Source organism: Mycolicibacterium monacense (assembly GCF_010731575.1).
GTDB lineage: Bacteria > Actinomycetota > Actinomycetes > Mycobacteriales > Mycobacteriaceae > Mycobacterium > Mycobacterium monacense.
This window is the reverse complement of sequence record NZ_AP022617.1, coordinates 4,712,894-4,726,670: the sequence shown is the minus strand read 5'-3', so window position 1 is coordinate 4,726,670 and position 13,777 is coordinate 4,712,894. Positions and strand designations below refer to the sequence as shown.

The window sequence follows — 13,777 nt, the reverse complement described above, 5'->3', positions numbered from 1 at the left end:
GTGTGGTTGCCCCGTCTCTTCCGCTCGACGTCGTTGCGCACCCGGGTCGCCGTGGCGTCGGCGGCCGCCGCGTCGGCCGTCGTGGCGGCGTTCACGATCCTCACCTCGGTGGTGCTGGCCAGCAACGACGATGCCCAGCTCGACCGGAGGCTCGACTCCATCGTCGACGCCAGCATGTATCCCGAACAGCTGCAGGACCCCCGCCGCGGGGTGTTGACCACGGGGCGTGACCGCTCCACCGGGCAGGTGGTGTTCCAGCGTGGGTTCCAGCTGCCGAAGCTGCCGCCGGGCACCGAGACCGTCGAGGTCAACGGCGTGGACTATCGGGTGCGGACCCTCGTCGTCGACCAGGAGGGCGGCGTGCTGGTGTCCATCGGCATCCGCGCCGACAGCATCCTGCTCAGCCGGGGCCGCATCCCCGAGTACGTGCTCGTGGGTCTGGTGACGGTACTCATCGCCGGCGGTCTGGGCTGGCTGCTCGCCGGCCCCGCGATCCGGCCGCTGCGCAAGCTCACCGAGCAGACCTCGAAGCTCAGCACGGGCACCGACGAGATGCCCGAGGTGCGGGGCGCACGGGAGGCCGAGGAACTGTCCGCGGCGATGTCGGCGATGCTGCGGCGGCTGGCCGCCGCGCAGCAGGCCACGACGAACTCGCTGCAGGCCGCGCAGGACTTCGCCGCCAACGCCGCCCACGAGTTGCGCACCCCGCTCACGGCGATGCGCGCAGACCTGGACACGCTGCGCATCCACGATCTGCCCGAGGACGAACGCGCCGAGGTGGTCGCGGACCTGTCGCGGGCGCAGCGCCGGGTCGAGGCGATCATCACCGCGCTGGGGCAACTGGCGTCCGGTCAGCTGGCCCAGGCCGCGGACCGCGAACCGATCGACATCACCGACACCCTCGACCGGGTGGCGCGGGAGAACATGCGCTCGGCGCCGCAGGTCGACATCCAGGTCGACGCGGAGGATCTCGGCACGGTGTGGGGGTTGCCGGACGGGTTGCGCCTCGCCGTCGACAACCTGGTGCGCAACGCGATCACCCACGGCGGCGCCGGCCGCGTGGTGCTGTCCGCGCGGCGCACCGACGGGTGGCTGACCATCGTCGTCGACGACGACGGACGCGGTCTGCCCGCCGAGGAACACGAGACGGTGCTCGGCCGGTTCCGCCGGGGCAGCACCGCGGCCCCCGGGGGTTCGGGTCTGGGGCTCGCGCTGGTCGCACAGCAGGCCGAATTGCACGGCGGCACCATTGAACTGGCCGACAGCACGCTCGGCGGGTTGCGCGCCACGCTGACGGTATCCACGTCAATAGAGGGCGGCGACCCTCAGCTGCGCTGAATCTGCTTGTGCCGCAGGGCAGTTGCCACACCACGCCATCCGAGCAGCAGCAGTGCGGTGACCAGCGACGCCACGATGACGAAGCTGACCGCGACGCCCTGACCGCTCAGCTTGCGCAGCACCATGCCGACCGCGACGGTGCAGACCCACACCAGCACTCCGGTCGGGGTGAGCGAGAGCGGGCGCCGCCACGCCCGCGCGGCCAACCATCCGACGGCGGTGCCCGCCAGGAAGGGCCACGCGGTCTCGGCGATGCCGGCGATCGTCAGCCCCTCGGCATGGCTGCGCCGTCCGATGGTGCAGAACACCACGACGCACACCAGGTCGGCCAGCAGGGCGAGTGCGGCGGTGCGGCGGTCAACGGTCGGCATAGGTCATCACATCCAGGAACATCGGGCTGACAGCGGTTTCGGCGCGGGCGGAGAAGCAGGTCAACCCAGATCCTCGCGCGCGGAACGGGGCGGTTGGTTGCGGATCGGTTCGCCGGCCTTGTGCGCACCCTTCACGGGCGCGTCGGGGTCGATGTCCTTCTCGGTGCGGAACACGAAGAAGAACACCACCCAGCCGATGGCTGCCAGGAAGATCCAGCTGACGAGCCGGTAGATGAGCATCGCGGAGATCGCGCCGGCCAGCGTCATCCCGCTCGACACCAGACCCGGGACCAGCACCGCCTCCACGACCAGCAGCCCACCGGGCATCAGGGGGATGGTGCCGACCGCACGCGCGGCGGCGTAGGCGACGGTGAGCCCGGCCAGCGACGGGTGGCCGCCCGCGGCGTAACAGGCGAACGCCAGGCAGGCGACGTCGGCGATCCAGTTGAACAGCGACCACCCGAACGCCATGCTGAGGTCGCGTCGGCCCAGCTGCACCGACTCCAGTTGCCGCAGCAGTTCCCGCCACTTCGCCAGACCCGTGTCGAGGGGTTTGTTGCGCAGCGAGTTGAACCGGGCCAGCAGCCGTGCGCCGATACCGTCGATCAACTCGGGTCGGCTCGCGACTGCCTGCGCGAGCACGAGCAGCGCGGCGAAGCCGCCCAGCGTGAAGATCAACGACAACGGGTTCTTGCTCGCGCCGAGCATGAAGGCACCGCCGAGGCCGAGCAACGCCAGGCCGACGCCCTGCAGCACACCGGACATCACCAGCTGCCATGACGCCACCACCGGGCTCGCGCCCCACAGCCGCTGCTGCCGGTAGAGGAACGTCGCCGAGAGCACCGGGCCACCGGGCATCGTGGTGCTCAGCGCGTTGCCCGCGTAATACGCCGCCTCCGAGCGCCACTGCTTCAGGTGCACCCCGGCCGAGCGCAGTAGCGTGCGCTGGATCTGCGCGAAGCTGTGCATCGAGGCCAGCGACGCGACGACGGCGGCGACCACCCACCACCAGTTCGCGGAGACGAGGCTCTTCCAGGCCTTCGCCAGCTGATCCCACACGAGGACCACTTCGACGGTGAGCACGACGACCGCGACGGTGATGATCGCCCAGCGGACCCACCAGTACTTTCCGCGGGTGGATCCGTCGGGGTCGGCCCGTCCTCGCTTGGCGTCGTTCGCCGTCGCGTCGTGGGACACGCACTACAGAGTAACGGTGCGTCTGCACGGATTCGCCTGCCCGCGCAGGCGCGCCGCCGCGGGCCGGGCGATTATGCGCCTACGGTCCGCTGACGCCGGTGACGGCTACGCTCATCGCATGTCAGACGGTGTGTCCCTGGAGGACCAGTCGGTCTCGCCGCTCGTCCGCAAGGCCGCCGCATGGTCGTGGCGGCTGCTGATCATCTTCGGCGCCCTCGTCGCGGTGCTGTGGTTGGTGGCACGTCTGGAGATCATCGTCGTCCCGGTGGCGCTGGCCACGATGCTCGCGGCGCTGTTGATGCCCGCCGTCGATTTCCTCGACCGTCGCGGCGCCCCGCGCGGTGGAGCCGTGGCGCTGGTGTTGCTCAGCGGCATCGCGGTGGTGGGCGGCATCCTGACCTTCGTCGTCAGCCAGTTCGTCGAGGGTATGCCGGCGCTCGGTGAGCAGGTCACGCGAAGTATCGACGGTATGCGGCGCTGGCTCGTCGAGGGCCCGCTCGACCTCAGCCGGGAGCAGATCGACAACGCAGGCAACGCCGCGATCGAGGCGGTGCGCAACAACCAGGAGCGGCTGACCAGCGGTGCGCTGTCGACGGCGGGAACCATCACCGAGATCGTCACCGGCGCGCTGCTGGTGCTGTTCACGCTGATCTTCCTGCTGCACGGCGGCCGCAACATCTTCGGGTTCATCACGCAGGTGTTCCCGCCGGACGTGCGCGACCGGGTCCGCGGCGCGGGCCGCGCCGGATTCCACTCGTTGATCGGGTACGTGCGCGCGACGTTCCTGGTCGCGCTCGTCGATGCCATCGGCATCGGCACGGGCCTGGCGATCATGAGTGTGCCGTTGGCGCTGCCGTTGGCATCGCTGGTGTTCCTCGGTGCGTTCGTCCCGCTGGTCGGTGCCGTCGTCACCGGCTTCCTCGCCGTCATCGTGGCGCTGCTGACCAAGGGGCTGGTCTACGCGCTGATCACCCTCGGCCTGATCCTGGCCGTGCAACAGCTCGAAGGGCATGTGCTGCAGCCGCTGGTGATGGGCCGCGCGGTGTCCATCCATCCGCTGGCCGTGGTGCTCGCCATCGCGGGTGGTGGCGTACTCGCCGGGATCGTCGGCGCACTGCTCGCGGTGCCCGCGGTCGCCTTCCTCAACAGCGCGATCCGGGTGCTGCTCGCCCGCGACCAGGCGGCCGCGGTCGAGAACCTCGAGACCGACGAAGGGCCGCGCATCCAGGCCGAGCCCGACGACGTCGAGGAGAAGGTCGACTAGGTAAGCGGCGCGAGCGGCGAACCTACATCCGGCCTTCGCGGCGCAGCAGCTCCGCCGCGCTCATCCCGCCACCGCGGCGCTTCTGCTCCTCAGGGGCGTTGAGCTTCTCCGTCGACTCCGGATCCTGTTGGGTCGGGATCTTCGTCGTGGCGTCGCTCTCCTCGGGCTGCGGCGGGCGCTGCACCGGGATCGCCGTCGTCGGCTCGTTGCCTTCGGGCTCGGGTTCGGGCTTCGGCGCACCGGCCCGCATGGCCGTCGTCGGTTCGGCCGACGGCTGCGGCGGCCGGGGCGGTTGGCCGCCGCCGGGATTGGACGGGCCGCCACGCAGTTCACCGAGCCAGGACTCGATCTCGCGTTCCTCGCGCTTGGGTGCGGGGCCGGTCGGCCGCGGAGCCCGCGGGGTGGTCGCGGTGTTGACCGCACCGCGCACCGCGTTCTTCGCCATCGACAACCGCGTCGTCGGCGGCTCGTGCCCGGGGGCGGGCCGGTTGGTCGGGATCCGGCTCGTGCCGGCGACCGACGGACCGTTCAGCCGGGGCGGGCCCGGGGGGATGCGGGTGGGTCCGACGCGACCCTCGACACCGGGGTGCGTCGGATCGTGCGGCGGCCGCGGCCGCGGCGGTACCGGAGCGCCCGCGCCGACCAGCGCCTGGTCTTCTGCGGGATCGCGCACCAGCGGACGTTTGCGCTCGTCCGGCAGTTCGACCTCGCCGAGGCCGAGGCGCTCCTGCAGACGCTTCATCCAGCGCGGCGCCCACCAGCAGTCGTCGCCGAGCATCTTCATGATCGCCGGCACCAGGAACATCCGGATGATCGTCGCGTCCAGCAACAGCGCGAGCAGCAGGCCGAACGCGAGGTACTTCATCATCACCAGATCGGAGAACACGAACGCACCGGCGACGACGGCCAGCACCAGCGCGGCACCGGTGATCAATCGTCCCGTGGTGGCCGTGCCGACCCGGATGGCCTCCGCCGTGGACAGCCCGCGGGCGCGCGCCTCCACCATGCGGGAGACCAGGAAGACCTCGTAGTCGGTGGACAGACCCCAGATGACCGCGATGATCAGGCCGATCATCGGCGCCATCAGGGGCTGCGGCGTGTAGTTCATCAGCCCGGACCCGTGCCCGTCGACGAACATCCACGTCAGGATGCCCATCGTCGACCCCAACGTCAGGGCACTCATCAACGCGGCCTTGATCGGCAGGACGAGCGACCCGAACGCCAGGAACATCAGGATCGTCGTCGTGACGATCAGGATCGTGACCATCAACGGCAGCCGGTCGAACAGGCTGTGGATACTGTCCTGCTCGAGCGCCGGCGTACCGCCGACCCACACGGAGACTCCGCGCGGTGGGGACAACGCTCGCAACTCTTCGATCTTGGTGGCGGCGTCGTTGCGGTTCTCCAGACCGTTCTGGATCACCCGCACCGACGGATCCTCGGAGCCGCCTTCCTGGACCGACCGTTCCTGCCACATCTTCGACGGGTCGTTGTCGGGATCGATGAAGCCGCTGATCGACATCGCCTTGGCGCGGATGTCGGCCACCTGCTGATCGGTGACCGGGTCACCGTTGTCGCTCTTGAGCACGATCGTCAGCGGTTCGGTGCGGAAGCCGGGGAAGCTGCGGTCGAAGTCCTCCTGCGCCTGCCGGACGGAGTTGTCCGGCGGCAGGTACTTCTCGCTGATGCCGCCGAGAGACAGCTGGCCCAGCGGGATGATCAGCAGGATCATCACGACGATGATCGGGAAGGCGAACGTGCCGGGGCGCTTCATCACGTGGGTGACCAACTTGCCCCAGAACCCCTGCTCGACCTCGGCGCGGGTCTTGGTCTTCTGGGTCTTCTCCGCCAACCAGTGCAGCCACCACACGATGGGGCGACGCGCCAACGGCACGTACCGCGCGAGGGCGAGGCCGAAGGTGACGATGACGAGGAAGGCCACGATGCCGAGCAACATCCAGTAGACGCCGCTGCCGATGGTGCCGTTGTCCTTCAACGCGATGACGCCGTAGGCCATGGCGCCGTACAGCACGGTGTAGCCGAGGACCAGTCCGATCAGGGCCAGGTTGGCGCCCTGTTCACCCGTCTGCTTGATGCGCTTGCGGGCGATGTGGCCCAGCGCGATGCCCACCGGCGGCACCAGCAGCCCCAGCGGGATCGAGGCGATGGCGAACGTGTTGGTCTTCTGGACCGCCGGGTCGGAGGAGATTGGATCGGGTTCGGCGAACTTGATGAGTGTCTTGACGCCGAGCGCATCGACCCGGGGCCCGAGAATCGCCAGTGCCGCGGCGAGGACGGTGATCGACAGGACCGCCGCCAGCATGACCGAGGCGATGATCGCGTAGGTGATCGACTTCAGGAAGCCCTGCGGGAACAACAGCAGCGGGACGGACGAGGCGACCAGGATGACCGCGGAGAACATGATCGTGCGGCCGGAGGTCATCACCGTGCGGCGTACCGCCGCCTCGGTGTCGTAGCCCTCGGCGAGTTCTTCTCGGAACCGGCTGACCATGAACAACCCGTAGTCGACGGCGATGCCCAGGCCCATGAGCGTCACCACCGGCTGGGCGAAGAAGTGCACGGGCATGATCTCGGCGAGCAGGCGCATGATGCCCAGCGCGCCGGCGATGGTGAGACCGCCGATGAGGCCGGGCAGTGCCGCGGCGATCACGCCGCCGAAAACGAAGAACAGCACCACGCAGACCAGCGGGATGGCGGCGACCTCGGCCCGCTTCTGGTCTTCACCGATGCTGCCCGTGAGTTCGCTGGCCAGCGGGTTGAGGCCGGCCAGTTGGATGTTGCCGTCGTTGATCTCCTGCAGGTCGGGTTCGATGACCTGGTAGTTCTTCAGGATCTCGTCGTCGGTGTCGCCTTTGAGCGGGACGCTGACGAAGGTCTTCGACAGATCGGCCGTCTTCATCTGCTGCACGGTCTCGCTGGCGGCGTCGGGCGCCCGTAGCCAGCCGACCCAGCTCACCACCTGGTCCGGATGGTCCTTGACGAGAGCGTCGAGCTCGCCGACGACCTCGCGCTGCCACTCCGGGTTGTCGACCTTCTCGCCGTCGGGCGGGGTCAGGATCGCGACGACGTGGCTGGTGCGGTCGCGGCCGTAGACCTCGTCGCCGGCGACCGACGCCTGCACCGACTGGCTTCCCTCGTCGTAGAAACCGCTCTGCGTGACGTTGTTACCGAGACTGATCCCGTAGATGCCGCCACCGATGCACAGCGCCACCATGACACCGATCACGATGTACCGATATCGGTATACGTTTCGACCCCACCAGGCGAACACGTAAGCTCCTTACCAATTCATGTCGACCGCGCTGTGGCCACAGATGTCACACACGCGAGGTCAGCAGCGCGGACAGCGGCCGGAACGGCTGCAGCCATGCTCCCTGCTCAGGCAGCGAATCGAGTCCGATCCGCGGCAACGGCTCCCGGAAAACACCAGGAATGTCTTCCAGATCGACGAACTCCAAGGTATCCGACGCTAGCGCCCAGCTCGCATGTTCGCGAAATCCGAGCACCTGCACGGGGATCCCCTCACGGGCGATCTCTTCCAGCGGCAGCCGGAACGCCTGACCGTCCGCCGAGGCGACCAGCACGGCGGCCAGCCCCTCGCGGCGGCGCAGCGCGATGTGGTCCAGCATGTCGCTGTCGACGTCGCTGTCCTCGTCGATCTTGGGTTTGGCGAAGACGGCGAAACCGACGTTGCGCAGCGCCTCCACCCACGGCCTGACGACGTCGGCGCTGCCGGGTGCGATGTTGGTGAACACCGTCGCCTCTGGTTCGAGCGTGACGTCCTCGCGGCCGGCGGACAGGTCGGCGGTCCGGCCGAGCAGCCAGCGGCCGAGCGCGTCGAACCGGGGCCGGTGCGCCGCCGTGGGCCTGCCGCCGATGATCGAGCCGAGCCCCATGTCCAGGTTCGGCGCATCCCACACCAGCAGCACCCGCTGCGTTCCGGCGGGCGGACCGGCGGGCGGCGGGGGCGGCGTGACCTGCGGGATCTCCTGCGGAAGGTCTTCGGTGACGCTCACGGCACCTTCTCCCAGAGCAGTTCGGCGACGTCGGGGCCGGCCAGGGCCTTGCGCTCGTACTTCGTGACGGGCCGGCGCGCCGAGATCGGCAGGTCATCGGTGAGATCGACCCGGCGCAGCAGCGGTTCGGCGTCGCCCACCGCCGCGATCTGCTCGGCGTAGCCGGCGTGGTCGGTGGCCGCGTGCAGGATGCCGCCGGGGCGCAGCCGGTCGGCGATCAGCGCCACGGTCGACGGCTGCAGCAGCCGACGTTTGTGGTGGCGGGCCTTGGGCCACGGGTCGGGGAAGAACACCCGCACGCCGGTCAGCGAGCCGCTCGCCACCATGTATTCGAGCACGTCGACGCCGTCACCGCGGATCATCCTGATGTTGCGCACCCCGGCCCGGTCGATGCCGGTGAGCAGCTGGGCGAGGCCGCGCCGGTACACCTCCACCGCGATCACGTCGATGTCCGGTTCGTCCTGCGCCATCGCCAGCGTCGAGGTGCCGGTACCCGACCCGATCTCCAGGACCAGCGGTGCGGTCCGGCCGAACCACGCCGCGGTGTCGATCAGCGCCGCCGGTCGGCCGTCGTCGTCACGCGCCTCGGTGCCGAGCTCCGGCCACAGCCGCTCCCAGGTGTCCTGCTGTCCTCCGGACAGCGCCGAACGGCGCGACCGGAAGCTCGTCACCCGCCGGTGACGGTGCGCCGAGGGTGAGTCGTCCCCGGCTGAGTCAGGCGCCGGCCCGCCGGCGACATCAGACTCGCGCGCGTGCATCCGTCCATGGTGTCTCATCAGTGCCGGGGGACCCCCATCGTGGTACAGATTGATACCCAACAGTTGCCTTCGGCTGGCACGCCAAACATCCGTACGTGAGGCGCCCCGACAGATGCCACGATTTCCCCGGGACCCCACGCGGAGGGAGGGCGCAGCGATTCTCGTTCCCGACTTCGATGACGTGCTGACACGCTTCGCGCAGGAGTGCGGGGACGCGGCGGTGGCGGCGGTCGCCGCCCGCCTGGCGGCACCTCCGCGCGTGGCCGTCACCGGCCGCGCCGGGGTCGGCCGCACCACGCTGGCCCGTGCGCTCGCGCGGGACGGAAGGCGGGTCGCGGAGCACACCCCCGACGTCGCGGTGGTGGTCGTCGCCGAGGCGGTCAAACCGGAGGACGTGGCGTCGGTGGCGGCGTGGCGCGACGCCGACGTGCCCGTCGTGGTGGTGTGTAACAAGGCCGACCTCACCGGACCGATCCCGCCCGATGCGCTGCGCCGGTTCGGCTCCGGCGAACACGGCGACGTCCCGGTGGAGTCCGTCGTCGCGCTGCTCGCCGACGTCAGCCTCGACGACGACAGCCTCGACGACGACGCACCCGGCGCGTTGCAGCTGCTGGCGGCGGAGCCTGCCGAGCTGCGTTCGGCGAATGCGTTCCTCGACGCCGCCCACCCACTGCCTCGCGACGTCCGCATGCGGCTGCTGCGGACGCTCGGCCTGCGCGGTGTCGCGCACAGCGTCCGCGCGCTGCGCGACGGCGCCGACCCGCACGACCTGCCGACGCTGCTGCGTGAGGTGAGCGGGTTCGACCGGGTACTCGGCCGGCTCGACGCACTGGCCGCGCCGGCGCGGTACGACCGGATCCGGGCGGCGCTCGCCGAACTCCAGGGTCGCGCCGCCGGCAACGATCGGATCGCGGCGTTCCTCGCCGATGACGACACCGTCCTCGCGGTCATGACCGCGGCCGTCGATGTGGTGCAGGCGGCCGGGCTGGTGGTCGACCCCGGTGACGACGCCGCCACGCACCTGCGCCGGGCGGTGTGGTGGCGCGGCTACAGCCGCGGCCCGGTGAGCCCGCTGCATCGGGCGTGCGGCGCCGACATCGCCCGCGGTTCGCTGCGGCTGTTCGAGCGCCGCCGATGAGCGCCGCCTCCGATCCTGTCGCCGCGGCCGACGCGGTGGTCGCCGCCGTCGACCCCGCGCTGGACTCGCCGGGGGTGCAGCCCAGCGACAGCGTGCTGGTCACCGGTCCGTGGCTGGCCGGGGTCAGCAGCCTGATCGCGGTCCTGCGCGACCGGCTACCGGAGGTGTCGTTCGTCGAGGCCGACGAACTGCCCGCGGGCAGCGCACCCGTCGCCGTGGTGTTCGCGGTCTCGGCGGTCTCCCCGCTGGCCGGCTCCGACTGTGAACTGCTCGATCTGGCGGCCGACCACACCGACTGCGTCATCGGCGTCGTCACCAAGATCGACGTGCACCTCGACTGGCGTGAGGTCATGGCCGCCGACCGCGAACTGCTCGGCGCGCACCGCCGGCGCTACGCCGCGCTGCCGTGGGTCGGGGTGGCCGCGGCGCCTGACGACGGGGACCCGGCGGTCGACGACCTGGTCGACCTGCTGCGTGACACTCTCGGCAATCCCGAGGTGATGCGACGAAACCGGTTGCGGGCGTGGGAAAGTCAGCTCAATAAGGTGGTCGCGCGCTATCGCGCCGACGGTGAGGGCGCCGACCGGCACGCCCGGGTGTCCGCCCTGCGCGCGCAGCGCGACGAGATCCGCCGCGCCAGACGGGTGGAGAAGTCGCAACGCGCGATCGCCCTGCGGAGCCAGATCCAGCAGGCGCGCGTGCAGTTGACGTACTTCGCGCGCAACCGGTGCGCATCGGTGCGCGGCGAACTGCAGGAGGACATCGCCGAACTGGGCCGCCGCAAACTCGACGCCTTCGAACAGACGGTGCGCGGCCGCGCCGCCGAGGTGATGACCGAGGTCGACGAGGGCGTCACCACCCACCTGACCGCCGTCGCGGCCGACCTGCACCTGGACGACGTGCCGCCACCTCCGCAGCCGATTCCCGTCCCCGACCTCCCCGGGCCGTCGTTGCGGTCGCGTCGGCTCGAGACGCGGCTGATGATGTTGCTCGGCGCCGGCTTCGGACTCGGCGTCGCCCTCGCGGTGAGCCGGCTGTTCAGCGGGGTCGATCCGGGCCTGACGGTCGCCGGTGTGCTCGCCGGCGCGGCGGCCGGGCTGGCGGTGGCGGTGTGGGTGGTCGGCATCCGCGGGCTGCTGCACGATCGCGGTGTCCTGGACCGCTGGGTCGCCGACGTCACCGCGACGCTGCGCTCGGCGGCCGAAGAGGCCGTCGCCACCCGTGTGCTGGCCGCCGAGGCGGCGCTGACCGCCGCGCTGGCCGCCGAGGAGGAGGCCGACGCGGACGCCGCGGCCGCCCGGATCGCCGAGATCGACGCCGAACTGCGGGAGCACGCGGCCGCCACGGCGCGTGCCGCGGCGCTGCGCGACCGTCGGCTACCCGGCTTGCAGCGCGCGCTGGAGGCGGTGTGCGCCGAGTTGTACGACAAAAAAGCAGACGAATTCACCGATGCGAACGAACGCAATTCCGGAAAAAACGTCGGCTACTGATCGGTAGGTGCGTTATTTGCTTTTCTGAATCGTTCCTGTGAGTCATCGGACATAGATCCGAATTCCTTCGGGTATGTCACCCACGTTAACCTCGGGAACAAGGGACGACCGTGATCGCCGTTGATCTCGTTCATCGGCGTCATCGTGGGCCTGCGTCCTGGCGGAACCTAGTGCAGGAAGATGCAGGAGAATCACAGTATGACTTCAGCCACCATTCCGGGTCTGGACACCGCTCCGACCAAACACGAGGGACTGCTGGCCTGGGTTCGGGAGGTCGCCGAGCTGACCCAGCCCGACCGGGTGGTGTTCACCGACGGTTCCGAGGAGGAGTGCGCCCGGCTGACCGAGCAGCTGTGCGAGGCGGGCACCTTCCAGAAGCTGAACGAGGAGAAGAAGCCGAACTCCTACCTGGCACTCTCCGACCCCTCAGACGTGGCGCGCGTCGAGTCGCGCACCTATATCTGCTCTGAGCGCGAGATCGACGCCGGTCCGACCAACAACTGGATGGACCCCGCGGAGATGCGCGGCATCTTGACCGACCTCTACCGCGGCAGCATGCGCGGCCGCACCATGTATGTGGTGCCGTTCTGCATGGGTCCGCTCGAAGCCGAGGACCCCAAGCTCGGCGTGGAGATCACCGATTCGGAGTACGTGGTGGTCTCGATGCGCACGATGACCCGCATGGGTCAGGCGGCGCTCGACAAGATGGGCACCGACGGGTTCTTCGTCAAGGCGCTGCATTCCCTCGGCGCACCGCTGGAGCCCGGTGAGAAGGACGTGCCCTGGCCGTGCAACGACACCAAGTACATCACCCACTTCCCCGAGACCCGCGAGATCTGGAGCTACGGATCGGGTTACGGCGGCAACGCGCTGCTCGGCAAGAAGTGCTACTCGCTTCGGATCGCCTCGGCGATGGCCCACGACGAGGGCTGGCTCGCCGAGCACATGCTGATCCTCAAGCTCATCTCCCCGGAGAACAAGGCCTATTTCATCGCCGCGGCGTTCCCGTCGGCCTGCGGTAAGACCAACCTCGCGATGCTGCAGCCCACCATTCCGGGCTGGCGCGCCGAGACCGTCGGCGACGACATCGCGTGGATGCGGTTCGGCAAGGACGGCCGCCTGTACGCCGTCAACCCCGAATTCGGCTTCTTCGGCGTCGCCCCCGGGACGAACTGGTCGTCGAACCCGAACGCGATGAAGACCATCGAGGCAGGCAACACCGTCTTCACCAACGTCGCCAAGACCGACGACGGCGATGTGTGGTGGGAAGGTCTGGAGGGTGAGCCCGACCACCTGATCGACTGGAAGGGCAACGACTACATCCTGCGTGAGACGGAAACGAAGGCCGCCCACCCGAACTCGCGTTACTGCACGCCGATCTCCCAGTGCCCGACACTGGCGCCCGAGTGGGACGATCCGCAGGGCGTGCCGATCTCGGCCATCCTGTTCGGCGGCCGCCGCAAGACGACCGTCCCGCTGATCACCCAGGCCCGCGACTGGCAGCACGGCGTCTTCATCGGGGCCACCCTCGGCTCGGAGCAGACCGCCGCCGCCGAGGGCAAGGTCGGCACGGTGCGCCGCGATCCGATGGCGATGCTGCCGTTCCTCGGCTACAACGTCGGCGACTACTTCCAGCACTGGATCGACATCGGCAAGAACGCCGACGAGTCGAAGATGCCCGCGGTGTTCTTCGTGAACTGGTTCCGCCGCGGCGACGACGGCCGCTTCCTGTGGCCGGGCTTCGGCGAGAACAGCCGCGTGCTCAAGTGGGCCATCGAGCGCATCGAGCACAAGGCCGACGGCCGCAGCACGCCGATCGGCATCGTGCCGACCGCGCAGGACCTCGACCTCGAGGGTCTGGATGTCGACCCGGAGGACGTCGACGCCGCGCTGGCGGTCAAGCCCGAGGAGTGGCGGCAGGAACTGCCGCTTATCGAGGAGTGGTTCGAGTTCGTCGGCGAGAAGCTGCCCACGGGCATCCGCGACGAGTTCGACGCGCTCAAGCACCGACTGGCCGAAGAGGCTTAGTTCTCTTTCACCGCCAGGTTCTCTTTCACCGCGAGCGGCGTGTCTGATCTTCGACACCCCGCTCGCGGTGTGCTTTTGACGCCCGCTCGCGGCCGCCCGACGGTGTGCTCCCGGCCATACTCGGGCTCTTGACACCTGTCAACTCACCCCTAGTAC

At 69.6% G+C, this 13,777-nt stretch carries 10 protein-coding genes; 5 read left to right on the top strand and 5 right to left on the bottom strand.

Annotated features, from left to right (window positions below; genetic code table 11):
- The gene (locus G6N49_RS22550; protein ID WP_083044518.1) at positions 1-1,338 is read left to right on the top strand and encodes a sensor histidine kinase; all 1,338 of its coding nucleotides are present in this window, start codon (positions 1-3) and stop codon (positions 1,336-1,338) included.
- Here G6N49_RS22550 and G6N49_RS22545 read toward each other — a convergent pair.
- Complete coding sequence (locus tag G6N49_RS22545; RefSeq protein ID WP_064874971.1) at positions 1,326-1,709, bottom strand: DUF3054 domain-containing protein; 384 nt, start codon at positions 1,707-1,709, stop codon at positions 1,326-1,328. The two genes, G6N49_RS22550 and G6N49_RS22545, sit on opposite strands and share 13 nt — an antisense overlap.
- 60 nt (positions 1,710-1,769) lie before the next feature.
- The gene (locus tag G6N49_RS22540) at positions 1,770-2,906 is read right to left on the bottom strand and encodes a lysylphosphatidylglycerol synthase transmembrane domain-containing protein (RefSeq protein WP_011557595.1); all 1,137 of its coding nucleotides are present in this window, start codon (positions 2,904-2,906) and stop codon (positions 1,770-1,772) included.
- Positions 2,907-3,024: 118 nt separating this feature from the next.
- On the opposite strand from G6N49_RS22540, the gene G6N49_RS22535 reads away from it, so the two are divergent.
- The gene (locus tag G6N49_RS22535) at positions 3,025-4,170 is read left to right on the top strand and encodes an AI-2E family transporter (protein WP_011854243.1); all 1,146 of its coding nucleotides are present in this window, start codon (positions 3,025-3,027) and stop codon (positions 4,168-4,170) included.
- Positions 4,171-4,192: 22 nt separating this feature from the next.
- On the opposite strand, the gene G6N49_RS22530 is transcribed toward G6N49_RS22535, so the two are convergent.
- Genes G6N49_RS22530 through trmB form a run of 3 tightly spaced genes read right to left on the bottom strand, consistent with a single transcriptional unit; the run spans position 4,193 to position 8,983 of the window.
- A complete protein-coding gene (locus G6N49_RS22530) occupies positions 4,193-7,462 on the bottom strand; it encodes an MMPL family transporter (protein WP_083044519.1) in 3,270 nt (1,089 codons plus the stop codon).
- Positions 7,463-7,508: 46 nt separating this feature from the next.
- On the bottom strand, positions 7,509-8,207 hold the full coding sequence (locus tag G6N49_RS22525; protein ID WP_011557599.1) for an NYN domain-containing protein: 699 nt from the start codon (positions 8,205-8,207) through the stop codon (positions 7,509-7,511).
- On the bottom strand, positions 8,204-8,983 hold the full coding sequence (trmB, locus tag G6N49_RS22520; protein WP_064874967.1) for a tRNA (guanosine(46)-N7)-methyltransferase TrmB: 780 nt from the start codon (positions 8,981-8,983) through the stop codon (positions 8,204-8,206). The genes G6N49_RS22525 and trmB overlap by 4 nt, the downstream gene beginning before the upstream one ends.
- Positions 8,984-9,077: 94 nt before the next feature.
- Here trmB and G6N49_RS22515 point away from each other — a divergent pair, with 94 nt between their 5' ends.
- The 3 genes from G6N49_RS22515 to G6N49_RS22505 all read left to right on the top strand — a co-directional run bounded on the left by G6N49_RS22515 (position 9,078) and on the right by G6N49_RS22505 (position 13,621).
- Positions 9,078-10,103, top strand: coding sequence for a hypothetical protein (locus G6N49_RS22515; RefSeq protein WP_083044520.1), 1,026 nt, complete (start codon positions 9,078-9,080; stop codon positions 10,101-10,103).
- On the top strand, positions 10,100-11,593 hold the full coding sequence (locus G6N49_RS22510; protein WP_083044521.1) for a hypothetical protein: 1,494 nt from the start codon (positions 10,100-10,102) through the stop codon (positions 11,591-11,593). The genes G6N49_RS22515 and G6N49_RS22510 overlap by 4 nt, the downstream gene beginning before the upstream one ends.
- 198 nt (positions 11,594-11,791) lie before the next feature.
- A complete protein-coding gene (locus G6N49_RS22505; RefSeq protein WP_064875017.1) occupies positions 11,792-13,621 on the top strand; it encodes a phosphoenolpyruvate carboxykinase (GTP) in 1,830 nt (609 codons plus the stop codon).
- Positions 13,622-13,777: the final 156 nt, after the last annotated feature.

What these genes read in the sequence shown, in the direction of transcription:
- G6N49_RS22510 (WP_083044521.1), top strand. Translation starts at nt 10,100, where the DNA reads ATGAGCGCCGCCTCCGATCCTGTCGCCGCGGCCGACGCGGTGGTCGCC.
- trmB (WP_064874967.1), bottom strand. Translation starts at nt 8,983, where the DNA reads ATGAGACACCATGGACGGATGCACGCGCGCGAGTCTGATGTCGCCGGC.
- G6N49_RS22515 (WP_083044520.1), top strand. Translation starts at nt 9,078, where the DNA reads ATGCCACGATTTCCCCGGGACCCCACGCGGAGGGAGGGCGCAGCGATT.
- G6N49_RS22535 (WP_011854243.1), top strand. Translation starts at nt 3,025, where the DNA reads ATGTCAGACGGTGTGTCCCTGGAGGACCAGTCGGTCTCGCCGCTCGTC.
- G6N49_RS22505 (WP_064875017.1), top strand. Translation starts at nt 11,792, where the DNA reads ATGACTTCAGCCACCATTCCGGGTCTGGACACCGCTCCGACCAAACAC.
- G6N49_RS22545 (WP_064874971.1), bottom strand. Translation starts at nt 1,709, where the DNA reads ATGCCGACCGTTGACCGCCGCACCGCCGCACTCGCCCTGCTGGCCGAC.